This window comes from Sphingomonas sp. Leaf208 (genome assembly GCF_001421415.1).
Taxonomy (GTDB): Bacteria; Pseudomonadota; Alphaproteobacteria; order Sphingomonadales; family Sphingomonadaceae; genus Sphingomonas.
Genome location: NZ_LMKH01000001.1, coordinates 768,314 through 789,793, shown reverse-complemented (window position 1 = coordinate 789,793; position 21,480 = coordinate 768,314). Strand labels below are relative to the sequence as shown.

Below are 21,480 nucleotides of genomic sequence, written 5' to 3'. Positions count from 1 at the left end.
GATCATTGCTGGCGGTCCCGCGAATCGTCCTCTGCCACGGTGGCGCCCGGTGCCGTCAGCGCTTCCTGCGTGGCGTTGGCCATGTCGGTCGCGTTCTCGACTGCGGGGGCGTCGCTGGGCACGATTGCGTCGGTCTTGGTGGCGATCGCAGCAGGCGGTGCGGACTGCGCCTTGCGGTACGTCTCCGCGGTCGCCGCCATGCGCGTGCGGATGTCGCCACCCCAGGTCGGTTCGACCTCTGCAAGCGACTTCAACGCGCGCTCGCGGTCGAGCATGTAGGTCATGATGTCGCGGCCGATCATCGGCGTGTCGAGATTGCGCACGGTGTGGCCGTTATGCTCGAGCACCACCGCGAGCGCGTAACGAGGATTATCGGCGGGCGCGAAGCCGATGAACAGCGCGTGGTCGCGCATCTTGAACGGCAGCTGCCCGTTCTTGAGCACGCCCGAGCGCCGCTCCGCCATCGTGATGCGGCGGACCTGCGCGGTGCCGGTCTTGCCCGCGATCGCGACACCGGGGATCAGCAGTTTCGCCGCGCCGCCGGTACCGCCCTGGTTGATCACGCCGAACATCGCATCGCGGACGCGCGCGAGATGCTCGGAGTCGATCGCGAGGGCAGGGGAGTCGCGGTGGACTTGGGCAGCGAGGATACTCGGCTGCAATGCGCGCCCCGACGCGAGCCGCGCCGCCATCACCGCGAGTTGCAACGGGTTCGCCAGCACATAGCCCTGGCCGATCGACGCGTTGAGTGAATCCGCGACGGTCCAGTCGTGCTTGTACTTCTTCAGCTTCCACGCCGGATCGGGGACCGTGCCGTAACGCTGCGTCGAGAAGGGCAGGTCGAACTTCTGGCCCATCCCCAGCGTCCGCGCGATCGGCGCGATCGCGTTGTAGCCGACCCGCCGCGCCATCTCATAGAAATAGATGTCGCAGCTCTGCATGATCGCGTTCTTGAGATCGAGCGGACCGTGGCCGCTTTTCTTGTGGCAGTGGAACACGCTGGTCCCGAGCCGCATCGCCCCCGAGCAATTGACGCGCGTCGATGGATCGACGCCCGCATTCATCAGCGCGAGGCCATTCATCGGCTTGACCGTCGAACCCGGCGGATACAGCCCCTGCGTGACCTTGTTCATCAGCGGCACGTGATCGTCGTCGCTCAGCATCTGCCATTCGAGATGGCTGATCCCGTCCGAAAAGCTGTTCGGATCATAGGCCGGCATCGACACCATCGCGAGCATCTCGCCGGTGCGGGTGTCGAGCACGACGACCGAACCGGAGTTCGTGCCGAGGCGCCTTGCCGCGTATTCCTGAAGCCCCACGTCGATCGTCAGCCGTGCGGTCTTGCCGGGGACGTCGGGCTTGGTCGCGAGTTCGGCGACCAGCTTGCCGCGCGCGGTCACCTCGACGCGCTTGGCACCGGCGACGCCGCGGAGTTCGGCCTCGAGCATCTTCTCGAGCCCGTCCTTGCCGAGCTTGAAGCCGGGGGTGACGAGCAGCGGGTCGTGCGTCTTCTTGTACTGCTCCGCGTTGGGGACGCCGACATAGCCGGTCAGGTGCGCGACCGCCGCGCCTGCTGGATAGCTCCGCGCGAACCCCCGCGTGGGCGCGACGCCGGGCAGTTCGGGCAACCGCACGCTTACCGCGGCGAACCGCTCCCAGTCGAGATTCTCCGCGACCTGGACGGGCTGGAACCCGGCGGCGTGTTCCAGGTCGATCGCGATCCGCTCGACTTCCTCGGGCGGCAGCTGGAGGATGCGACCGAGCAGCGGCAGCACGCGCTCCTTGTCGCGCAGGCGGTCGGGAATGATGTCGACGCGGAAATCGGTGCGGTTGTTGGCGATCGGCACGCCGTGGCGGTCGACGATCCAGCCGCGGCGCGGCGGCAACAACGTCATGTTGACGCGGTTGCTCTCCGACATTTGCGTGTAGCGCTCGTTCTGCGCGATCGACAGCCACGCCATACGCCCCGCAAGCAGCAGCCCGACGCTGCCTTGCGCCGCGCCCAGCATCCACGCGCGGCGCGAGAAGCTGTACGCCTGCGACATCTCGGTGACGATCCGCGGGGTATTCCTCACTCGGCGCCCCGTTTGTTCTGGATCGCCGCGACGATGCGGGCCGCCAGCGGGAACATCAGGATCGTCACCGCGATCTGCGCGATCAGGATGGTGTCGACATGCGCCCCGACCGGCACCGCGATGAAGCGCCCGACCAGGATGCACGCGGCGATCAGCCCGCCGGCGATCAGCCAGTCCTGCCAATAGTCGCGGAAGGCTAAGCGTTGTTCGATCATGTCGATCGCGACGAACGCGAGCGACCACATCAGCACGGCGCTGCCAAGCGGCTGGCCACTGACGAGGTCGTCGAACAAACCGAGCGGCGCGGCGGCCCAGGGCTTGAACGCGAACCGCGCGAGCAACCGCCACGCGAGCAGCATGACGAACCCGAACGGGGGGAGGAGGGGAATCGTCGCGACCACCGGGATGATCGTGATCAGCGATCCCGCCATGACGGTCGCCCAGGGGATCACGCGCGACCGGCCAGCCGGGATCTTGGTCTCGAACGGCTTGTAGTCGACGCTATCGACGACGCGGGCGCGACTCATTGCTCGGTCACCGGGCGAGGGGGCGGGACCGGCATGAACATCCGCTCGACCAGCGCGAAGTCGAGCGTGTCGGGATCGGCGAACGCGCGCGCCATCACCGAGTCCGAGCCCGCCTTGGTCACGCGCGCAACAGGCACGCCGGGTGCGTAGATCCCGCCGGTGCCCGTCGTCACGAACAGGTCGCCCGCATTGAAGCGCACGTTGGTGGCGTTGACCGAGCGGATGTCGATCATCCCGTCGCCGCGTCCTGCCGCGATCGCGGGCATCCCGTCGCGCGTGCGGCGGACGGGCACGATGCTGTCCCCGTCGCTGAGCAACAGGATGCGCGCCGCGTTGGGGCCAGTCTCGACGACGCGACCGATCAGACCGTCGGGGCCACGCACCGGCATGCCGGGCAATACGCCGTTCCAACGACCCGCATTGAGCAACGCGTAGCGCCGCCCACTCGACGCGCTCGAACTAACCAGCCGCGCGGTCACGACGGGCGCGGTCGAGCGTTCGCGGATTGCGAGCAGGCTGCGCAACCGGCGATTGTCATACGCGATCGTCCGCGCGCGCATCAGCAGCGCCCGTGTCCGCTCGCGATCGGCCCGCAACGCGACGTTCTCCTGCTTCACGAAGAAATAGTTGCCGATCGCATCGGGAATGCCCGAGATCGACGATCCGACTGTCGCAAGCCCCGTCGAAACCGGCGTCGTCACCCCCGCCACGCCCATCCGCAGCGCCGAAAACGCCGGCGGATTGAAGGTCGACGCGACGAGCAGCACCAGGCCCACCACCGCACCAGCGACGGCGAGCACATAGCCCATGAACACACCATATTGCCGACGCCGGGAAAACCCCGTGCGCCGGTCGCGGGCTGGCGCCATGCGCCTGTCCCCCTGTCTCGGGCGCCGCCAAAGCGCAGGGGGACCTACCCCCGCGACTCGGACGACGCGATTTCGTGTCCGCGTGTCTTAAAGCAAAAACAAACCCTTAGCCGCTCATCAGCACGCCGCGGAACAGCGGGTCCTCGAGCGCGCGACCGGTGCCGAGCGCGACGCAGGTCAGCGGGTCCTCGGCGACCGTCACCGGCAGCCCGGTCTCGTCGCGCAATACTTCGTCCAGACCCTGGAGCAGCGCGCCGCCACCGGTCAGCACGATGCCCTGGTCGACGATGTCCGCGGCCAGTTCCGGCGCGGTGTTCTCGAGCGCGACGCGGACGCCCTCGACGATCGTCGCGACCGGCTCGCTGAGTGCTTCGGCGATCTGGCCCTGGTTGATCTGGATCTCCTTGGGCACGCCGTTGACGAGATCGCGGCCCTTGATCTGGATGATCATGCCGATGCCGTCGACCGGCGGCTTGGCGATGCCGACCTCCTTCTTGATCCGCTCCGCGGTCGCTTCGCCGATCAGCAGGTTATGGTTGCGGCGGACGTACGAGACGATCGCCTCGTCCATCTTGTCGCCGCCGACGCGCACCGAGGTCGTGTAGGCGAGACCGCGCAGCGACAACACCGCGACTTCGGTCGTGCCGCCACCGATATCGACGACCATCGAACCGATCGGCTCGGTGACCGGCATGTCCGCGCCGATCGCCGCCGCCATCGGCTCCTCGATCAGCCACACCTGCGACGCGCCCGCGTTCGATGCGGCATCGCGGATCGCGCGGCGCTCGACCTTGGTGGAGCCCGACGGCACGCAGATCACGATCTCGGGCCAGCGCGCGAACTTGCGCGGGCCGTGGACCTTCTGGATGAAATACTTGATCATCTGCTCGGCGACGTCGATGTCCGCGATCACGCCGTCGCGCAAAGGCCGGATCGCCTCGATGTTACCCGGCGTCTTGCCCATCATCATCTTGGCGTCGTCACCGACCGCCTTCACGCGCTTGATGCCGTTGATCGTCTCGACCGCGACCACCGACGGCTCGTTCAGGACGATGCCGCGGCCACGGACGTAGACGACGGTGTTCGCGGTGCCGAGGTCGATCGCCATGTCGTGCGACATGAACTTGAAGAAACGCGAGTAGAAGGCCATTCAATCAGGGTCCCGTAATCCTGGCCGCCGGACGGGCGGCACATCGCACACATCATCTCGCGTGACCCGCCGGTGATGTCGAGCACCGGGTGCCTGTTTAAATGGCGTTTGCGGGTCGCGGGATGCCGTCGCTTGGTCTAGACGCAAACCCATGTCAATACGGCGTCTCCCCGAGCATCTGGTCAATCGCATCGCCGCCGGTGAAGTGGTGGAAAGACCCGCCAGCGCGTTGAAGGAGTTAGTCGAAAACGCCATCGACGCAGGGGCAGGACGCATCGCGATTCTCCTCGTTGAGGGCGGCACGTCGCGGATCGAAGTCGCCGATGACGGCTGCGGCATGACCCCCGCGGACATGGCCTTGGCGCTCGAACGCCACGCGACCTCCAAGCTGCCCGACGAGTATATCGAATCGGTCGTGACGCTCGGTTTTCGCGGCGAGGCGTTGCCCTCGATCGCGAGCGTCGCACGGCTGACGATCGAAAGCCGGATCCGCGGCGCCGAAGGCTGGGCGCGCACCGTCGACAATGGCAAGGTCGAGCGCGAAGGCCCCGCCGCGCTCCCGCCCGGCACCCGCGTCGTAGTCGAGGACCTGTTCGCCCGCGTCCCCGCGCGCCGCAAGTTCCTCCGCTCCCCCCGAGCCGAATATGCCGCCTGTCTCGACGTCGTCCGCCGGCTCGCAATGGCACGCCCCGACATCGGCTTCACGCTGGAGCATGACGGCCGCCGCGCGCTATCCGCGACGCAAGTCGAGGACCGGCCGGGCAGGGTGGCCACGCTCACCGACCGCGCACTCGCCGACAATTCGGTCGCGATCGACCTCGAACGCGAAGGCCTGGTGCTCGGCGGCGTCGCCAGCCTGCCGACGTACAATCGCGGCATAGCCGACCACCAGTATCTCTTCGTCAACGGCCGCCCGGTAAAGGACCGCCTGCTGATGGGCGCGATCCGCGGCGCCTATGCCGAGATGCTCCCGCGCGACCGCCACGCGGTGGTGGCGCTGTTCCTCGACATCCCTACCGACCAGGTCGACGTCAACGTCCACCCCGCCAAGACCGAAGTCCGCTTCCGCGACCCCGCGATGGTCAGAGGCCTCATAGTCTCTGGCCTACGCCGAGCCCTTGACGCCGCCGGCCACCGCAGCCAACGCGCCAGCGAATCCGCCCTCTCGATGTGGCAACCGGAAAACATCTCCTCTCCCCCCGGGGGAGAGGAAGGGTCCCGTCCGCAAAGCGGATGGGAAGGTGAGGGCACGCCCCAAAGGCTCCCGCTGGAAAGCCGCAGCTACAGCACCGTCAACGAAGCCCGTCCGACCTTCTTCGCTGCGCCCCCGCAGGCAAGAGCCGAACCCGCCTGGGCACCTCCACCACAAACCGCGGCCTTCCCCATGGGCGTAGCAAGAGGCCAGGTCGCCAAGACCTACATAGTCGCCGAAGCAGAAGATGGCCTCGTCCTGGTCGACCAGCACGCCGCCCACGAACGCCTCGTCCTCGAACGCATGCGCGCTGCTCTGATCGGCGGCACCATCGCGAGCCAAGCCCTGCTGATCCCCGAAGTCGTAGAACTCGACGAATCCGCCTGCGACCGCCTCGAATCCCGCGCCGAAGAGCTGTCGGAATTCGGCCTGGACCTGGAACGCTTCGGCCCCCACGCGATGCTGGTCCGCGCCACCCCAGCTTTGCTCGGCCAAAGCGACCCAAAGGGCCTAGTCACCGACCTAGCCGACGAACTCGCCGCGTTCGACGAAGCCCTCTCCCTGAAGGAGCGCCTCGACGCGGTAGCCGGTACGATGGCCTGCCACGGCTCCGTCCGCGCCGGCCGCATCCTGTCGGTCCCAGAAATGAACGCGCTCCTCCGCGAAATGGAAGTCACCCCCCACTCCGGCCAATGCAACCACGGCCGCCCCACCTGGGTGAAGCTCGCGCATTCGGATATCGAGAAGCTCTTCGGGCGTAAGTGAACGGCTTACGAATTTTGCTCGGTGGTCATAGTAAAGGTCTTGGAACCACCACGGAACGACCGCTTCCGCCCAAAGCCGGTCGTGGCCAAGCGGTCCATCAAGCCGTAAGAGTGCGACATGATGTACTTGGTCTTGAGCTGCGACCTCGCCGGTGATCGCCCTCTCGGGGCCGAGAATGAACTGCGCGGTCCTGAGATGCCCGTGAGTCTTCCCCCTGAACTCCTAGCAGACTTGCTCTCGTGGAACGAGAGAATGGGCGAGGCGGTGCTTGCAGATACCGAGACTTCGAGCGCCATCGCCCGACTGAACGCCGAGGGAGAAAACCTAGCTTCCCGTGTCGCATCTGTCGTGCCGGGCGGCGCGAAGGTTCGCTACCTGAAAGAGTAGCAGCGCGTCCGCTTTCCTTCCCATTTCGGACATTCACCGTCGGAACGCATGGTTGCGATTGTGACCTTGGCCTGGGTGAAATTTACGCGCGGCCACATCGGAATGCTGTTCGGCCGTAAACGCCTGGCGCGCGCAAGATGCTCAAGGTGGTTTCGTCGAGCAAATGCGGGCTTTCGCTCCTACCGTTGCGCCGACGGAACAACCTGTTCTTCCGGGTGTTTTCCGGACAGTAACAGGGAGAGTATAATGTCAGATTACCGCACCACCGATACCGTAGTCGTGAAACGCCGCGGCCCGGGTACCACGATCGCCATCGTCTTGCTCGTCATCGTCGTGATCGTCGGCCTGCTGTTCGCCACCGGCTTCTGGAGCGCCAACGTCACCAAGAGTGGTGCGCTTCCCGAGGTCTCGGTCAAGGGCGGGGCATTGCCCAAGGTCGACATGGACTCGAAGGAAGTCGTCGTCGGAACATCGAAGACCAAGGTCGAAGTCCCGAAGGTCAAGACCGAGACGGAAACCGTCGACGTTCCGACGATCGGCGTGAAGGACAATGGCGAGAAGTAAATCGCGCCTCGCGTAATGGAAAAGGCCTCTGCCGGTTGGCGGAGGCCTTTTTCGTAAATGCGTCAATTCGATCGCTATAGCGTGGCGCCGCTCTACTTCCCGTGGTGAATAGCGGGTGAGGGCATGGCGCTTTTTTCTTAATGGGGGCACAGCGTCGCAAATGGACGCACTTTCCCTATTCGGCCTAGCCGCGGTATCGTTCACCCTGCTATGCTACGCCAAGGAAGCCGGGTCGCACTGGTGGACGCTCGGTTTCGCATTCGGCTGTGTGCTCGGCTCGATCTACGGCTTCCTCCAGGGTGCGTGGCCGTTCGGGGTGGTCGAGCTGATCTGGACGGTCGTCTCGTTCCGTCGCTGGCTCAATCTGCGACAGGATGCACCGTCCGCCGTGGAACCGCTCGCTTGACACTGCGTTCGCCCGGGCCTAGTTGAACTCTCCCCGACACGACGGTTCCGGCGGCGCTTGTTTGCGTTCGTCGCTATCGTGCGTTTCGGTTCATCGCTAAGAGATGGGGTCTGTGCAGCCATGCCGGACCTCGTGGAGCAGGAGAACCAAGTTCATGGCACGTATCGCGGGTGTTAATATCCCGACCAACAAGCGCGTGGTGATCGCGCTGACCTATATTCACGGCATCGGTTCGACCAAGGCCAAGGAAATCGTCGCGAAGCTCGGCATCGCCGATACCGCCCGCGTCCAGGACCTGACCGACCAGGAAGTCCTGCACATCCGCGAGACGATCGACGCCGATCACACCGTCGAGGGCGATCTGCGCCGCCAGACCTCGATGAACATCAAGCGCCTGATGGATCTCGCCTGCTATCGCGGCCTGCGTCATCGCAAGGGCCTCCCGGTCCGCGGCCAGCGCACGCATACCAATGCGCGCACCCGCAAGGGCAAGGCCAAGCCGATCGCCGGCAAGAAGAAGTAATCCACTTTTTCAATGGATTACTCCGCCGGCGCTGATCCCAACGGGCCGCCCGGCGTCACGCAGATACAGGTCAGGAAATACACCATGGCACGCGAACCTCAGCGCATTAAGCGGCGCGAGCGCAAGAACATCACCTCTGGCGTCGCTCACGTGAATGCCAGCTTCAACAACACCATGATCACGATCACCGATGCCCAGGGTAACGCGATCTCGTGGTCGTCGGCCGGCGCAATGGGCTTCAAGGGCTCGCGCAAGTCGACTCCGTACGCGGCCCAGGTCGCAGCGGAAGACGCCGGCAAGAAGGCCGCCGAGCACGGCGTCCGCACGATCGAAGTCGAGGTCAAGGGCCCCGGCTCGGGTCGCGAATCGGCACTGCGCGCGCTTCAGGCAGTCGGTTTCCAGATCACGTCGATCCGCGATGTGACCTCGATCCCGCACAACGGCGTGCGCCCTTCGAAGCGTCGTCGCGTCTGATTTCTCCGACGTTGTCCGCGCGCGGTCGTCCCTGATCAGGTCGAACGTGCGTCGCGGATGCATTTTAATGGCCGGCGGAAGTCCTTTCCGTCGGCCCCCAAATTAGGGGAAGCATGTGTCTGTCAACGCAAAGAACTGGCAGGAACTCAAGAAGCCCAGCGGCCTGGAGAAAAAGGCCGGTGGCGACACCAAGCGCAAGGCGACCTTCATCGCCGAGCCGCTCGAGCGTGGCTTCGGCCTGACGCTCGGCAACGCGCTGCGTCGCGTGTTGCTCTCGTCGCTGCAGGGTGCGGCCGTCACCTCGATCAAGATCGAGAACGTGCTGCATGAGTTCTCGTCTCTGGCCGGCGTCCGCGAGGACGTGACCGACATCGTCCTCAACGTGAAGCAGATCGCGATTCGCATGCAGGGCGAGGGGCCCAAGCGCCTCCAGCTTTCGGCAACGGGTCCGGGTGAAGTCAAGGCCGGCGACATCGCCGTCTCGGGCGACATCGAGATCATGAACAAGGATCTCGTGATCTGCCACCTCGATGAGGGTGCGACGCTCAACATGGAGCTGACCGCCGACATCGGTAAGGGTTACGTGCCCGCGACCGCAAACCGCCCGGCCGATGCGCCGATCGGTCTGATCCCGGTCGATGCGCTGTATTCGCCGGTACGTCAGGTTTCGTACAAGGTCGACCCGACCCGCGTCGGTCAGGACCTGGATTACGACAAGCTGACGCTGACGATCGAAACCGACGGCACGATCACCCCGGAAGACGCAGTCGGCTATGCCGGTCGCATCCTCCAGGACCAGCTCGCGCTGTTCGTCCACTTCGACGATTCGTCGGTGACGCGTTCATCGGCCCCGATCGGCCAGGCAGCTCCCGCTGCCGGTGGTGCTGAGCCCGCAGGCGACACCCAGCAGATCAACCGTTACCTTCTCAAGAAGGTCGACGAGCTGGAACTGTCGGTGCGTTCGGCGAACTGCCTCAAGAACGACAACATCATCTATATCGGCGATCTGGTCGGCAAGACCGAAGCCGAGATGCTGCGTACGCCTAACTTCGGCCGCAAGTCCTTGAACGAAATTAAGGAAGTGCTGTCGTCGATGGGTCTTCGCCTGGGTATGGAAATCCCCGGCTGGCCACCTGAGAACATCGAAGAGATGGCCAAGAAGCTCGAGCAAGAGATAATGGGCTGATTTGGCACCGGTGCAGCGCTGCTGCACCGGAGACCAAACAGCCCGGCAGGCGGGTCGGTCTAGACCGACCCGTTCGACGACACGGCTTTGCCGGGTCGCCATCCGGCTGGAGACGAAGGGAAGGGCAAAGGAAGCGTCCAGGCGCAACCTTATCCTAACTTTTGAACGGAAAGGCGATCGGTCGCGGCCTAAACGGCGACCTGCTCCCGGGTACCTCATACGGCCCCTGAACGAACGAAAAGGTATTAAACATGCGCCATCGCGTAGGCGGCCGTAAGCTTCAGCGGACCTCGGCCCACCGTCTTGCTCTGTTCCGCAACATGAGCGCTGCGCTCATCAAGCACGAGCAGATCACCACCACCGTCGCCAAGGCGAAGGAACTGCGTCCTTACGTTGAGAAGCTGATCACGCTCGCCAAGAAGGGTGGCCTGTCCAACCGTCGTCTCGCGCACGGCAAGCTGCTCGACGATGCGCAGCTGATCAAGTTGTTCGACACGCTCGCGACCCGTTATGCGGATCGCAACGGCGGCTACACCCGCGTCATCAAGGCCGGTATCCGCATGTCGGACGCCTCGCCGATGGCCGTCATCGAGTTCGTCGACCGCGACGTCTCGGCGAAGGGCCAGGATTCGGGTCCGGTGATGTCGGACGCTGAGTACGACGACGCAGCGTAAGACTGTTCTCCTGCGAACGCAGAAGCCCAGGATCACAAGCGAAATCGTCCGTTACCCTGGCCTCCTGCGTTCGCAGGAGAACATGGAAACCGTAAGGGCCGCGTCCAGCAATGGGCGCGGCCTCTTTCGTTACGGGTCCCATCCGGCTATGCGCCCGACATGGAGCACCCAGACAGCATTCTCATCGTCGATTTCGGCAGCCAGGTAACCCAGCTGATCGCCCGCCGCGTGCGCGAGGCTGGCGTCTACAGCGAGATCGCCCCCTTCCAGTCCGCCGAGGCCGCGTTCGACCGGATGCAGCCCAAGGGCATCATCCTCTCTGGCGGCCCCGCGTCAGTCACCACCGAGAACTCGCCGCGCGTGCCGCAGCGCTTCTTCGAGGCGGGCATCCCGATCCTCGGCATCTGCTACGGCCAGCAGGTCATGTCCGCGCAGCTCGGCGGCAACGTGATCGTCTCGGGCGATGGCGGCGAGTTCGGCAGCGCCTTCATTGAGGTCAAGTCCAACTGCGCGCTGTTCGACGGTCTCTGGGCCGAGGGCGAGCGCCACCAGGTCTGGATGAGCCACGGCGACAAGGTCGACGCGATCCCGCCCGGCTTCACCCCCGTCGCGACCTCGACCGGCGCGCCCTATGCGATCGTCGCCGACGAAGCGCGGCGCTTCTACGGCGTCCAGTTCCACCCCGAGGTCGTCCACACCCCCGATGGCGGCAAGCTCATCGCCAATTTCGCGCGCCACGTCTGCGGGCTCAGCGGCGACTGGACGATGGCCGAGTTCCGCGAGACCAAGATCGCCGAAATCCGCGCGCAGGTCGGCAAGGGCCGCGTCATCTGCGGCCTGTCGGGCGGCGTCGACTCGGCGGTGGCCGCGGTGTTGATCCACGAGGCGATCGGCGAGCAGCTTACCTGCGTCTATGTCGACCACGGCCTGATGCGCGCGGGCGAGAGTGAGCAGGTCGTCAGCCTGTTCCGCGGCGCCTACAACATCCCGCTGATCCACGTGAACGTCGAGGAGCTGTTCCTCAGCGGTCTCGCCGGGATCACGGACCCCGAGTTGAAGCGCAAGTTTATCGGCAAGACGTTCATCGACGTGTTCGATACCGAGGCGAAGAAGCTCGGCGGTGCGGAGTTCCTCGCGCAGGGCACGCTGTACCCGGACGTGATCGAGAGCGTCAGCTTCACCGGCGGTCCGTCGGTGACGATCAAGAGCCACCACAATGTCGGCGGCCTTCCCGAGCGCATGAACATGAAGCTGGTCGAGCCGTTGCGCGAGCTGTTCAAGGACGAGGTCCGCGTGTTGGGGCGCGAACTCGGCCTTCCCGAGATCTTCGTCGGCCGTCACCCGTTCCCCGGACCGGGCCTCGCGATCCGCATCCCGGGCGAAGTCACCAAGGAACGCTGCGACATCCTGCGCAAGGCGGATGCGATCTACCTCGAGGAGATCCGCGCGGCGGGGCTCTACGACACGATCTGGCAGGCGTTCGCGGTGCTGCTCCCGGTCCGCAGCGTCGGCGTGATGGGCGACGGCCGCACCTACGACAACGTGCTGGCGTTGCGCGCGGTCACCTCGACCGACGGCATGACCGCTCAGGCGTTCCAGTTCCCCGGCGACTTCCTCCCGCGCGTTGCGACCCGGATTATCAACGAGGTCAAGGGCATCAACCGGGTGACCTACGACTACACCTCGAAGCCGCCCGGCACGATCGAGTGGGAATAAGTCGAAGCATGTAATCCTCCCCCGCAAGGGGGAGGTGGCTGGCACTTGCCAGACGGAGGGGGAGGATAAGATGCAGAGGTTACCACTTACCGCCCCCTCCGTCAGGCTACGCCTGCCACCTCCCCCTAGCGGGGGAGGATCGCTCGGCTCCCGCGTTAGGTCATGGGTCGGCGTCCTAGCAATCGCTACCAGCGCACCGCTGCTTCTCGGCGCGGCCGATCCTCCCACGTGGACGCGCCCGCAGGCGCCGTTCCCGATCGCCGGCCCAATTACCTATGTCGGCAGCGAAGGTATCGCCGCCTACCTCATCAAGACCAGCGCCGGCGCGATCCTGATCGACGGTACGCTCGCAGAGAATGCCGGCATGATCGAACGCAACATCGCCAACGCCGGAGTCCGCCCCCGCGACGTAAAGCTGATCCTCGTCACGCACGCGCACTTCGATCACGCGGCAGGTGTAGCCGCGCTCAAGCGCGCAACCGGCGCTCGCGTAGTTGCTGGCGCCCGCGACGTCCGCGCGCTCGAAACCGGCGTGCCACCCGGCGAGACCAGCTACGGCGTCATCCGTTTCCCGCCCGTCCATGTCGATCGCGGCGTCCACGATGGGGACAAGGTCACGCTCGGCAATGTCACGCTGACCGCACGCGCCACGCCGGGACACACGCCCGGCTGCACGACCTGGACGATGCGAATCCCCGCCAAGCCGCGCCCGCTCGACGTCGTCTTCCCGTGCAGCGTCAGCGTCGCAGGCAACCGCCTGATCGGCAACCGCGCGTATCCCGGCATCGTCGCCGACTACCGCCGCAGCATCGCGATGCTCGGCACGTTGCACGCCGACATCCTTCTGCCATCGCACCCCGAACTCGCCGACGTGATCGCCAAGGGCAAACGTCGCCAAGCCGGCGACACGACCGTGTTCGTCGATCCGACGTTGCTCCCTAAGATCGTCGCGAAGGCCAAGACCGCGTTCGACACCGATCTCGCCAAGCAGGCGCGCTGAGCGGCGATGCTGGTCCTTTGCGGCATCGCGGTGATCGTCGCGGGCTTCCTGCTCCGGTTCAATCCGCTGCTCGTCGTCGCCGTCTCCGCGCTCGTCACCGGCCTTGCCGCTGGACTCGCCCCGCTAGCGATCCTCGCCGCGTTCGGGAAAGCGTTCAACGAGAACCGCTACGTCACGGTGATCTACATCGTCCTCCCGGTGATTGGGATGCTCGAACGCCAAGGACTTCAGGAACGCGCCCGGCTCGCGATCGGCAAGCTCAAGGGCGCCACCGTGGGGCGTTTCCTCACCGGCTACCTGCTGTTCCGCCAGCTCACCGCAGCGCTCGGCCTGACCTCGATCGCCGGCCCCGCACAAAGCGTCCGCCCCCTGGTCGCACCGATGGCCGAAGCCGCCGCCGAAGCGCAGGGCATTGCGCCAGGCGGCGACCGCATCCCCGCAATGGCCGCCGCCACGGACAATCTCGGGCTCTTCTTCGGCGAGGATATCTTCATCGCGATCGGCTCCATCCTGCTGATGAAGGGCGTCCTCGAAGGCTACGGCATCGTCATCCAGCCGCTCCACCTCTCTATGTGGGCGATCCCGACCGCGATCGCCGCGTTCGTGATCCACGGCTTCCGCCTCTGGCTGCTCGACCGCCGACTGGCGCGCGGCCGATGATCGGCATGATCGGCACCGGCTTTATCTACGGCATCGCCGGCCTGATGTTCGCGGCATTCGCGATCCTGAGCGCGACCGACAACGCCAACCCAAAGCGCTTCGGCAACGCGGCGTTCTACGCGGTGCTGGCGATCAGCTTCCTGCTCGGCGGGCGGCTGGGTGATATCGGCAACGGCGTTCTCGTCCTGGCGCTCGTCGCAATCGCCGGCTCGGGCGCGATGGGTCGGGGCGGGCGTGCCACTACCACACTCGACGAGCGTCGCACCGAAGCCGCAAGGCTCGGCAACCGGATATTCCTACCCGCACTGATCATCCCGGCCGCAGCACTCGGCGGAACGGTCCTGTTCCGCGCAGTCCCCAGCCTCGTCGATCCCAAGCAAGCAACGCTCGTCGCGCTAACCTGCGGCGTCCTGATCGCGCTGGTCGCGATGCACCTATGGTTCCGCCCCCGTATCGCCACGCCGCTCGCGGAAGGCGTCAGGCTGATGGACGCAATCGGCTGGGCCGCCGTCCTACCCCAGATGCTGGCGAGCCTGGGCGCAGTATTCGCGCTCGCCGGCGTCGGCGACGTCGTCGGCGGTCTCGCCGGCCACGCGATCCCGGAGGGCAGCCTGATCGGCGCAGTGCTCGCCTACACACTCGGCATGGCGCTGTTCACGATGGTCATGGGCAACGCGTTCGCGGCGTTCCCGGTGATGGCGGCGGCGATCGGCATCCCGCTGCTCGTCCGCCATTACGGCGGCGACCCGGCGGTGGTCGCAGCGATCGGCATGCTCAGCGGGTTCTGCGGCACGCTGATGACGCCGATGGCCGCCAACTTCAATCTCGTCCCCGCCGCCTTGCTCGATCTCAAGGACAAGAACGCGGTCATCCGCGCGCAGATACCGACCGCGCTGCCGTTGCTCGCGGTCAATATCGGCTTGCTCTACTGGCTGGGCTTCCGCTGACCTGATGTCCTGATCTTCGTCCCGAGCATGACCAGCTTGCCATCGATGCCGAACCAGTGCGGCGTCCCCGCCGGGATCAGGAACACGTCGCCGACCGCAAGCTTCCGCGTCGTGCCACCCTCGATCCGGTCGCCTTCGACCAGCCCCGGAAAGCGCAGCTTCGGCGCGACCAGCGTACCACCGGAGACGAGCGTCCCCGATCCCGCCATCACGGTCGCGTATTCGGCCTCGTCCGGATGCACCGCAGGCTTGCCCGGCGCCTTCCAATATTCGAGCGAGGCACTCGTCACGTCCGCCTGCACCAGCGGCGCCATGGCGAACCCCTGGCCCGGCTTCATCGTCTTCTCGAGCGCAACGATCCGCGCGCGAACGTCGGCCGATGCAGCGAAGCTCGTCGGATCGCTGGTGGTCTGTGCGGGCAGGGAGGAGGTCGCGCCAATAGCTAGCACGACCGCAAGCAACGGCCGCATCACAGCTTCACCGTCCGGCCTTCGCGCACGGACCGATAGATCGCCTCGACGATGCGCATGTCGCGCAAGCCCTCTTCGCCCGAGACGATCGGTTCGCGCCCGTCGAGGATGCATTCGGCCAGATGATCGAGCTGCCCCGCGAACTGCGTCTTGCCAGGGCCGGGCGGGGGGCTGGTGATCGCGGTCTCGCGACCATCACGGCCAGTCCACATCTTGTTACCGTCATAGCGCGTCGCCGGCTCCAGCTCGATGCGGCCCTTGTCGCCCATCAGCAGGATATGGTTCTGGTTGGCGCTGTACATCGACTGGCACCCGGCGATCGCGCCCGACGGGAATTCGAGCGTCCACTCGATCATGTCCTCGACTTCGCGAAACCGCGGATCGCGGCGGTCGGTGGATTCGCGGGCCGTGACCGCGATCGGCTCCTCGCCGGTCATGTAGCGCGCCGCTTGCAGGCTGTAGATGCCCATGTCCATCAGCGATCCGCCACCGGACAGTGCGCGCTTGAGCCGCCATTTGTTCGGATCGCCCTGGACGAAACCATGCTCCGAACGGACGTAGCGGATCTTGCCCGCCGCGCCCGTCTTAGCGAGCCGCATCGCTTCGAGATTGAACGGCTCGAAGTGGCAGCGATAGCCGATCATCAGCTTCTTGCCCGCGGTCTTGGACGCCCGGATCATCGCCTCGCATTCGGCGATCGAGATCGCCATCGGCTTCTCGCACATGACGTGCTTGCCCGCTTTCGCCGCGCGAATGGTGTATTCGGCATGCATCGAATTGGGCAGGCAGACATAGACGATGTCGACGTCCGGATTGTCGCGGATGCGGTCGAAATCGGCGTAGGTATAGATCGACCGCTCGGGCACGCCGTACTTCGTTGCGGTTGCGAGCGCCTTGGCTCGGTCTCCGCTGACCAGCGCAGTCACGCGCGAATGCTCGCAATTGACGAACTGCGGCAGGATCGTCTGCAACCCGTAATAGCCGAGTCCGACGATCGCATAGCCGAGCTTGCGATCGGGGGCGGCACGGGCCACGCCGCTCGACGTTATGGCCAGCGTTGCCGCGGCGACCAGGAGATCACGCCTGCCGAATTCCATCAGGGTTCCTTTCGAGAAACTGGGGGTATCTTCGCCGATCCGCGAGGGACGAGCCAGCCTCCGTCGGCAAGCCAGTCAGCCAACCGATCCGGCCAATGCTGGATCGAGATGCGCTCCGACCGCGTGCCGAGATTGAACGCATGATCGGTGTCCGCGTAAAGGTGCAGCTCCGCCGAAACGCCCGCCGCGCGGAGCTGCGAATACAGCGTCATGGCCGATGTCGCGCAGCACTGGTCGAGCGACCCCGCAACGAGGAATGCCGGCGGCGCGTTTGCGACGGCCTTGGCCGGCGTGCCGAGCGGCCCCGGATAGACGAGCACCTGGAAGTCCGGCCGTGCACTCACGCGGTCGACCGAGTCCGTCGGCGTCTGCGCCGGCGCAGGGTTGTCGGCGACGAGCGACACGAGTTCGTCGCCTGCCGAAAAGCCCATCACGCCGATCCGGGCAGGATCGATCGTGTAGTCGATCGCATGCGCGCGGACCCACCGGACAGCGCGCCGCAGATCGGCTGCCGCGTCGCGCTCGATATCGTACGATGAGCCGGGATCACGCGCGAGGCGGTATTTCAGGACGAACGTCGTGACGCCGTAGCGGTTGAGCGCTTTGGCGGGCCCCTCGCCCTCGTTGATCCACACCAGCATGCGGTGACCGCCACCGGGCGCGATGATCACCGCGGCGCCGTTGGCATGGCTCGGGGCGGGGCGGTGGATCGTCAGCGTCGGGTTGTGGACGTTGCTGACATAGCTGTCCTTTACCGTCTCGGCTTCGGTCCGCCGCGCTTCCGATCCGGGTGCACCGTTCGGCCAGAGCGCCACGACGGGCGCCTGTTGCGCAGCGGCGGGCGCTGCTACCAGCATGAGGGCGAAAGCAACGCGTAGCGACATCAACGACCCTCGACCGCACTCCTGCGCGAGTACTGCCACCGAGTGTCGGCCTTGCCGGTCGCCTTGGCTATTACGACCTTCGTCGTGCGTCTTCCGGTATCTTGGACGCGCCAGACATCTCGCGTCCGATCCACCCGAGCGCTTCGGCGCAAAGCCGATCGGGCGCATCTTCCGCATCGAGCGTGACGGCGCGCTCGTCGGGGCCGAGTGCTTCCAACGTATCGAGCTGGCTCGCGAGCAGGCTGGCCGGCATGTAATGGTCCGCACGGTGGACCAGCCGTCGGGCGAGTTCGCCGCTGTCCTTCGTATCGAGGAACACGAACAGCAACGGCATACCGACGGCGTGGACTAGTCGATCGCGATAGGCCCGCTTCAGCGCCGAACACGCTGCAACCGCAGTACCATCCGTCCGGGCCGCATCGTGCAATCCGGCTGCGATCCTATCGAGCCAAGGCCAGCGATCCTGGTCGTCGAGCGGCTGGCCCGACCGCATCTTCGCGACGCTGTCGGCACTATGGAAGGCATCCCCTTCGAGGAATTCGCAGCGCAGACGCCGCGCAAGTTCGGCACCCAGCGTAGACTTGCCGCTGCCGCTGACGCCCATGACTATGATGGCATAGGGTAGCGCGTCGGCCGGATTGGGGATCGTTTCGGGGGAAGGAGGCACTGGCTCTCCATAAGCTGCGCGCGGTCGGTTCGTCACCGTCTATCGTCCGAGCACGCGGGATCGGCTACTACGACCTTGGTCGTGATCGCCTATGGTCGCATGCATCTCTACCTGCGGTGCAGACTGGCGGACATCGTCCGGCGCGTCCCACACCAATTTCGGGTGAGCCTGTGAAACTGACGCTAGCGATCGCGCTTCTGGGGACGACGGTTCCAGCCTTCGCGGCCCCCCGTTCGGCCTTGCCCTCAAAGTCCGCGTTCTTGACCGCACCGGCAGATCCGCGTTCGGTCACGGTACGGGCGCGCGGTGACGGCCGAGCAGACGATACCGCCGCGATCCAGGCCGCGATCAATAGCGCGGCAAGCGCTAAAGGGGGCGAGGGCATCGTCTTCCTGCCCGCCGGCCGCTACCGCATCTCGCGGACGATCTTCGTCTGGCCGGGCGTGCGCGTGTTCGGCACGGGCAAGACGCGCCCCGTCATCACGCTCGGCGCGGCGACCCCCGGTTTCCAGACCGGCGTGGCGAACATGCTGTTCTTCACCGGTTCGCGCGCCGACACTCGGGCCGCGCCGCCAAAGGTGCCGGTGCCACCGCCGACCAGCGTACCGTTCGACGCGACCATCGCCGACGCCAATTCGGGGACGTTCTATTCCGCGCTCAGCAACGTCGATTTCGAGATCGGCGACGGCAATCCGGCGGCGACCGCAGTGCGGTTCCACTTGGCGCAGCACGCGTATCTGAGCCATGTCGACTTTCACATCGGCTCCGGGCTAGCCGGTATCTATCAAGTCGGCAATGTCGGGCAGGACCTGCGCTTCTTCGGCGGGCGCTACGGCATCCTCAGCGAGAAGACCTCACCCGCATGGCAGTACACATTGTTGGATTCGTCGTTCGAGGGCCAGCGCGACGCCGCGATCCGCGAGCATGAGGCGGGGCTGACGCTCGTCAACACCAGTATCCACAACGTCCCCGTCGGGATCGAGATCGACCGTGGCTATGGCGACTGGCTATGGGGCCGCGACGTGCGGTTCGAGAACGTCTCGGACGCCGCCGTAGTCATCAGCAACGAGGACAATGTCTACACGCAGATCGGCTTCCAGGACGCCACTGCCAGCGCGGTGCCGATCTTCGCGCGGTTCCGTGACAGCGGGAAGACCGTGGCCGGGCAGGGCGCGCGATACCGGGTAAAGGCGTTCAGCTATGGCCTGACGCTGCCGGGGCTCGGCGCGACCGGCAAGTACGAGACGCGCGTCGATGCCGCGCCGATCCCGGCGATGCCCAAGCGGATACCGCCGGCGATCCGCGCGCTGCCGCCTGTCGCGCAGTGGTTCGACGTGCGGAGCGCGGGCGCGAAGGGCGACGATGCGACCGACGATACAGCGGCGATCCAGCACGCAATCGATACGCACCGCGTGGTCTATTTCCCCACCGGCTTTTACCGCGTTTCCGATACGCTCAAGCTGCGGCCCGACACGGTGCTGATCGGCCTGCACCCGGACATGACCCAGATCGTGCTCGCCGACGACACGCCGGCGTTCCGCGGCATCGGTGCCGTCAAGGGGCTGATCGAAAGCGTGAAGGGTGGCGCCGCGATCGTCTCCGGCATCGGCCTGACCACCGGCGGCATCAACCCACGCGCGACCGCGTTGCTATGGAAGGCCGGCGCGGACTCGCTGGTCGACGACGTCCGCTTCCACGGCGGCCATGGTACCAGCCGCGCCGACGGCAGTCGGATCGATCCGTACAACGCCGACCACACCGGCGACGCCGATCCGCGCAAGCGCTGGGACGGGCAATATGCGAGCCTGTCGGTCACCGATGGCGGCGGCGGCACGTTCAACAATTTGTGGACCCCCAACACCTTCGCCGCCGCCGGGCTCCACGTCTCGAACACCAGCACGCCCGGCCACGTATACGAGATGTCCGCCGAGCATCACGCACGCGCCGAGATCGTCCTGGACGGCGTCAAGAACTGGGAGTTCCTCGCACCGCAGACCGAGGAAGAGGCGGGAGAAAGCCGCAACGCGCTGTCGCTCGAGGTTCGCAATTCGAGCAACATCCTGTTCGCGAACTATCACGCCTACCGCGTGACGCGGTCGCTCCAGCCGGCACCATCGGCGGTGAGGATCTACAATTCCGACGATATCCGCTTCCGCAACGTGCATGTGAACGGGGAAAGCGGGCTGGCGTTCTGCGATGCGGAAGGCTGCGGCACCGACCTGCGCGCGAGCAAGTTCCCGTACGAGAACGCGATCCAGGACATGACCTCCGGGGCGGAGGTGCGCGAACGCGAGTTCGCGGTGCTGGACGTGAAACGCAGCGCCACGCTTGTCGCGACGACCACTGGCCCGGCCGTTCGCAAGCTGGAAGACGGGTTCTACTCGATCGCCGGTGCGGCGGTGGATGCGAAGGGCAAGCTCTACTTCGTCGAGCATAATACTCACCGCATCTATGGCTGGACGGCGGGCGAGGGGCTGACGGTCGCCGCCGATGCGCCCGTCGATCCGGTCAACCTCGCGGTCGATCGCTCGGGTAACCTCATGGTGCTGTCGTCGGACGGCGCGGCGGGGACGGTCTACAGCATCAAGCCCGGCGATCCGGACAGCATCGCCGTGATCCCCCCGACGCCGGTGACTCCGCACCGCGATGCGAACATCGCGCTACCGGGCAATTTCTGGGTCAATGGCGAGTTCAAGGATCAGATCGATCCGACGACCTACCAGTTCACGACGCTCGGCGAGATGTTCGCGCGCGACATGGCCGTGCCCAAACCCCGCGAATATGTCTCGCCCGACGGCTCGCTGGTCCTGCCCGCGTATCGCACCGTCCAGCAGGGGCCAGCCAACCACCTCGGCTGGCGCTTCTCGGACGCACTCGACACCTACGGCTTCGTGAAGGCCAAGCTCGGCGAGCGCGTGTTCGTCAGCAACGGCTCCGAAGCCAAAACCTATAGCGGGCTGCTCGGCGCCGGCGGCAGTGTCACCGATCTGAAGCCGTTCGCCAATCGCGGCGGCGAAAGCGTTGCAGTCGGCCCGGACGGCCGCGTCTACCTCGCGAACGGCCAGGTGTTCGTCCACGACGCGGATGGACGCGAGTCCGGACGGATCGACGTGCCCGAACGGCCGCTGCAACTGATCTTCGGCGGCGCGAACGGCCGCACGCTGTTCATCCTGGCGCACCACGCGCTCTACGCGGTCGAAACCTGAGCCGCGTTCGTTGCCTCGGTGGCACCGCTGAAGCATGACAC

The 21,480-nt window shown here is 65.9% G+C and carries 21 protein-coding genes; 13 read left to right on the top strand and 8 right to left on the bottom strand.

Going from position 1 to position 21,480, the window contains the following annotated elements:
* Positions 1–2: 2 nt before the first annotated feature.
* The 4 genes from mrdA to ASE69_RS03360 form a co-directional block, all read right to left on the bottom strand.
* On the bottom strand, positions 3–2,045 hold the full coding sequence (gene mrdA, locus ASE69_RS03375) for a penicillin-binding protein 2 (RefSeq protein WP_200924108.1): 2,043 nt from the start codon (positions 2,043–2,045) through the stop codon (positions 3–5).
* A 26-nt stretch (positions 2,046–2,071) separates the two neighbouring features.
* Positions 2,072–2,602 (bottom strand): rod shape-determining protein MreD, encoded by a 531-nt coding sequence (gene mreD / locus ASE69_RS03370; RefSeq protein ID WP_082452786.1) that lies wholly within the window; start codon positions 2,600–2,602, stop codon positions 2,072–2,074.
* The gene (gene mreC / locus ASE69_RS03365; RefSeq protein ID WP_056482691.1) at positions 2,599–3,471 is read right to left on the bottom strand and encodes a rod shape-determining protein MreC; all 873 of its coding nucleotides are present in this window, start codon (positions 3,469–3,471) and stop codon (positions 2,599–2,601) included. Before mreC ends, mreD begins: the two co-directional genes overlap by 4 nt.
* 106 nt (positions 3,472–3,577) lie before the next feature.
* Positions 3,578–4,621 carry a rod shape-determining protein gene (locus tag ASE69_RS03360; protein ID WP_055878614.1) on the bottom strand — a complete coding sequence of 348 codons (1,044 nt, stop codon included), beginning with the start codon at positions 4,619–4,621 and terminating at the stop codon, positions 3,578–3,580.
* A 151-nt stretch (positions 4,622–4,772) separates the two neighbouring features.
* Between ASE69_RS03360 and mutL the strand changes: the two genes are divergently transcribed.
* The 12 genes from mutL (at position 4,773) to ASE69_RS03300 (ending at position 15,115) form a co-directional block, all read left to right on the top strand.
* Positions 4,773–6,578 carry a DNA mismatch repair endonuclease MutL gene (gene mutL / locus ASE69_RS03355; protein WP_056482687.1) on the top strand — a complete coding sequence of 602 codons (1,806 nt, stop codon included), beginning with the start codon at positions 4,773–4,775 and terminating at the stop codon, positions 6,576–6,578.
* Between the two features lie 117 nt (positions 6,579–6,695).
* Positions 6,696–6,965, top strand: a complete 270-nt coding sequence (locus ASE69_RS03350; protein WP_056482684.1) for a hypothetical protein — start codon at positions 6,696–6,698, stop codon at positions 6,963–6,965.
* A gap of 246 nt (positions 6,966–7,211) precedes the next feature.
* Positions 7,212–7,529, top strand: a complete 318-nt coding sequence (locus ASE69_RS03345) for a hypothetical protein (protein WP_056482681.1) — start codon at positions 7,212–7,214, stop codon at positions 7,527–7,529.
* A gap of 160 nt (positions 7,530–7,689) precedes the next feature.
* Complete coding sequence (locus ASE69_RS03340; protein ID WP_056482678.1) at positions 7,690–7,935, top strand: hypothetical protein; 246 nt, start codon at positions 7,690–7,692, stop codon at positions 7,933–7,935.
* Between the two features lie 154 nt (positions 7,936–8,089).
* Positions 8,090–8,458 carry a 30S ribosomal protein S13 gene (gene rpsM, locus ASE69_RS03335; protein ID WP_056015521.1) on the top strand — a complete coding sequence of 123 codons (369 nt, stop codon included), beginning with the start codon at positions 8,090–8,092 and terminating at the stop codon, positions 8,456–8,458.
* A gap of 84 nt (positions 8,459–8,542) precedes the next feature.
* The gene (rpsK, locus tag ASE69_RS03330) at positions 8,543–8,932 is read left to right on the top strand and encodes a 30S ribosomal protein S11 (RefSeq protein ID WP_031395237.1); all 390 of its coding nucleotides are present in this window, start codon (positions 8,543–8,545) and stop codon (positions 8,930–8,932) included.
* 115 nt (positions 8,933–9,047) lie between these two features.
* Positions 9,048–10,118: a DNA-directed RNA polymerase subunit alpha gene (locus ASE69_RS03325; RefSeq protein WP_031395236.1), complete on the top strand. Its 1,071-nt coding sequence runs from the start codon at positions 9,048–9,050 to the stop codon at positions 10,116–10,118.
* A gap of 251 nt (positions 10,119–10,369) precedes the next feature.
* A complete protein-coding gene (gene rplQ / locus ASE69_RS03320; RefSeq protein WP_056482675.1) occupies positions 10,370–10,792 on the top strand; it encodes a 50S ribosomal protein L17 in 423 nt (140 codons plus the stop codon).
* Positions 10,793–10,951: 159 nt separating this feature from the next.
* Positions 10,952–12,508: a glutamine-hydrolyzing GMP synthase gene (gene guaA, locus ASE69_RS03315; protein WP_056482672.1), complete on the top strand. Its 1,557-nt coding sequence runs from the start codon at positions 10,952–10,954 to the stop codon at positions 12,506–12,508.
* Between the two features lie 70 nt (positions 12,509–12,578).
* Entirely contained in the window at positions 12,579–13,508 is a 930-nt protein-coding gene (gene bla / locus ASE69_RS03310; protein ID WP_082452785.1) for a subclass B3 metallo-beta-lactamase, read from the top strand.
* A 6-nt stretch (positions 13,509–13,514) separates the two neighbouring features.
* The gene (locus ASE69_RS03305; RefSeq protein WP_056482669.1) at positions 13,515–14,168 is read left to right on the top strand and encodes a DUF969 domain-containing protein; all 654 of its coding nucleotides are present in this window, start codon (positions 13,515–13,517) and stop codon (positions 14,166–14,168) included.
* A 5-nt stretch (positions 14,169–14,173) separates the two neighbouring features.
* Entirely contained in the window at positions 14,174–15,115 is a 942-nt protein-coding gene (locus ASE69_RS03300; RefSeq protein ID WP_056483119.1) for a DUF979 domain-containing protein, read from the top strand.
* Here ASE69_RS03300 and ASE69_RS03295 read toward each other — a convergent pair.
* The 4 genes from ASE69_RS03295 to ASE69_RS03280 form a co-directional block, all read right to left on the bottom strand.
* Entirely contained in the window at positions 15,094–15,585 is a 492-nt protein-coding gene (locus ASE69_RS03295) for a cupin domain-containing protein (protein WP_056482666.1), read from the bottom strand. The two genes, ASE69_RS03300 and ASE69_RS03295, sit on opposite strands and share 22 nt — an antisense overlap.
* Positions 15,585–16,682, bottom strand: coding sequence for a Gfo/Idh/MocA family protein (locus ASE69_RS03290; protein WP_056482663.1), 1,098 nt, complete (start codon positions 16,680–16,682; stop codon positions 15,585–15,587). Before ASE69_RS03290 ends, ASE69_RS03295 begins: the two co-directional genes overlap by 1 nt.
* A complete protein-coding gene (locus tag ASE69_RS03285) occupies positions 16,682–17,566 on the bottom strand; it encodes an alpha/beta hydrolase (RefSeq protein WP_056482660.1) in 885 nt (294 codons plus the stop codon). The genes ASE69_RS03290 and ASE69_RS03285 overlap by 1 nt, the downstream gene beginning before the upstream one ends.
* A 70-nt stretch (positions 17,567–17,636) precedes the next feature.
* A complete protein-coding gene (locus ASE69_RS03280) occupies positions 17,637–18,233 on the bottom strand; it encodes a gluconokinase (protein ID WP_414882877.1) in 597 nt (198 codons plus the stop codon).
* Positions 18,234–18,403: 170 nt separating this feature from the next.
* Between ASE69_RS03280 and ASE69_RS03275 the strand changes: the two genes are divergently transcribed.
* A complete protein-coding gene (locus tag ASE69_RS03275) occupies positions 18,404–21,439 on the top strand; it encodes a glycosyl hydrolase family 28-related protein (protein WP_056482654.1) in 3,036 nt (1,011 codons plus the stop codon).
* Positions 21,440–21,480 lie beyond the last annotated feature (41 nt).

What these genes read in the sequence shown, in the direction of transcription:
- mutL (WP_056482687.1), top strand. Translation starts at nt 4,773, where the DNA reads ATGTCAATACGGCGTCTCCCCGAGCATCTGGTCAATCGCATCGCCGCC.
- mreC (WP_056482691.1), bottom strand. Translation starts at nt 3,471, where the DNA reads ATGGCGCCAGCCCGCGACCGGCGCACGGGGTTTTCCCGGCGTCGGCAA.
- mrdA (WP_200924108.1), bottom strand. Translation starts at nt 2,045, where the DNA reads ATGTCGCAGGCGTACAGCTTCTCGCGCCGCGCGTGGATGCTGGGCGCG.
- ASE69_RS03290 (WP_056482663.1), bottom strand. Translation starts at nt 16,682, where the DNA reads ATGGAATTCGGCAGGCGTGATCTCCTGGTCGCCGCGGCAACGCTGGCC.
- ASE69_RS03300 (WP_056483119.1), top strand. Translation starts at nt 14,174, where the DNA reads ATGATCGGCACCGGCTTTATCTACGGCATCGCCGGCCTGATGTTCGCG.
- ASE69_RS03295 (WP_056482666.1), bottom strand. Translation starts at nt 15,585, where the DNA reads ATGCGGCCGTTGCTTGCGGTCGTGCTAGCTATTGGCGCGACCTCCTCC.
- rplQ (WP_056482675.1), top strand. Translation starts at nt 10,370, where the DNA reads ATGCGCCATCGCGTAGGCGGCCGTAAGCTTCAGCGGACCTCGGCCCAC.
- bla (WP_082452785.1), top strand. Translation starts at nt 12,579, where the DNA reads ATGCAGAGGTTACCACTTACCGCCCCCTCCGTCAGGCTACGCCTGCCA.
- ASE69_RS03350 (WP_056482684.1), top strand. Translation starts at nt 6,696, where the DNA reads ATGATGTACTTGGTCTTGAGCTGCGACCTCGCCGGTGATCGCCCTCTC.
- ASE69_RS03345 (WP_056482681.1), top strand. Translation starts at nt 7,212, where the DNA reads ATGTCAGATTACCGCACCACCGATACCGTAGTCGTGAAACGCCGCGGC.
- ASE69_RS03305 (WP_056482669.1), top strand. Translation starts at nt 13,515, where the DNA reads ATGCTGGTCCTTTGCGGCATCGCGGTGATCGTCGCGGGCTTCCTGCTC.
- mreD (WP_082452786.1), bottom strand. Translation starts at nt 2,602, where the DNA reads ATGAGTCGCGCCCGCGTCGTCGATAGCGTCGACTACAAGCCGTTCGAG.
- ASE69_RS03340 (WP_056482678.1), top strand. Translation starts at nt 7,690, where the DNA reads ATGGACGCACTTTCCCTATTCGGCCTAGCCGCGGTATCGTTCACCCTG.
- guaA (WP_056482672.1), top strand. Translation starts at nt 10,952, where the DNA reads ATGGAGCACCCAGACAGCATTCTCATCGTCGATTTCGGCAGCCAGGTA.
- rpsK (WP_031395237.1), top strand. Translation starts at nt 8,543, where the DNA reads ATGGCACGCGAACCTCAGCGCATTAAGCGGCGCGAGCGCAAGAACATC.
- ASE69_RS03285 (WP_056482660.1), bottom strand. Translation starts at nt 17,566, where the DNA reads ATGTCGCTACGCGTTGCTTTCGCCCTCATGCTGGTAGCAGCGCCCGCC.
- ASE69_RS03360 (WP_055878614.1), bottom strand. Translation starts at nt 4,621, where the DNA reads ATGGCCTTCTACTCGCGTTTCTTCAAGTTCATGTCGCACGACATGGCG.
- rpsM (WP_056015521.1), top strand. Translation starts at nt 8,090, where the DNA reads ATGGCACGTATCGCGGGTGTTAATATCCCGACCAACAAGCGCGTGGTG.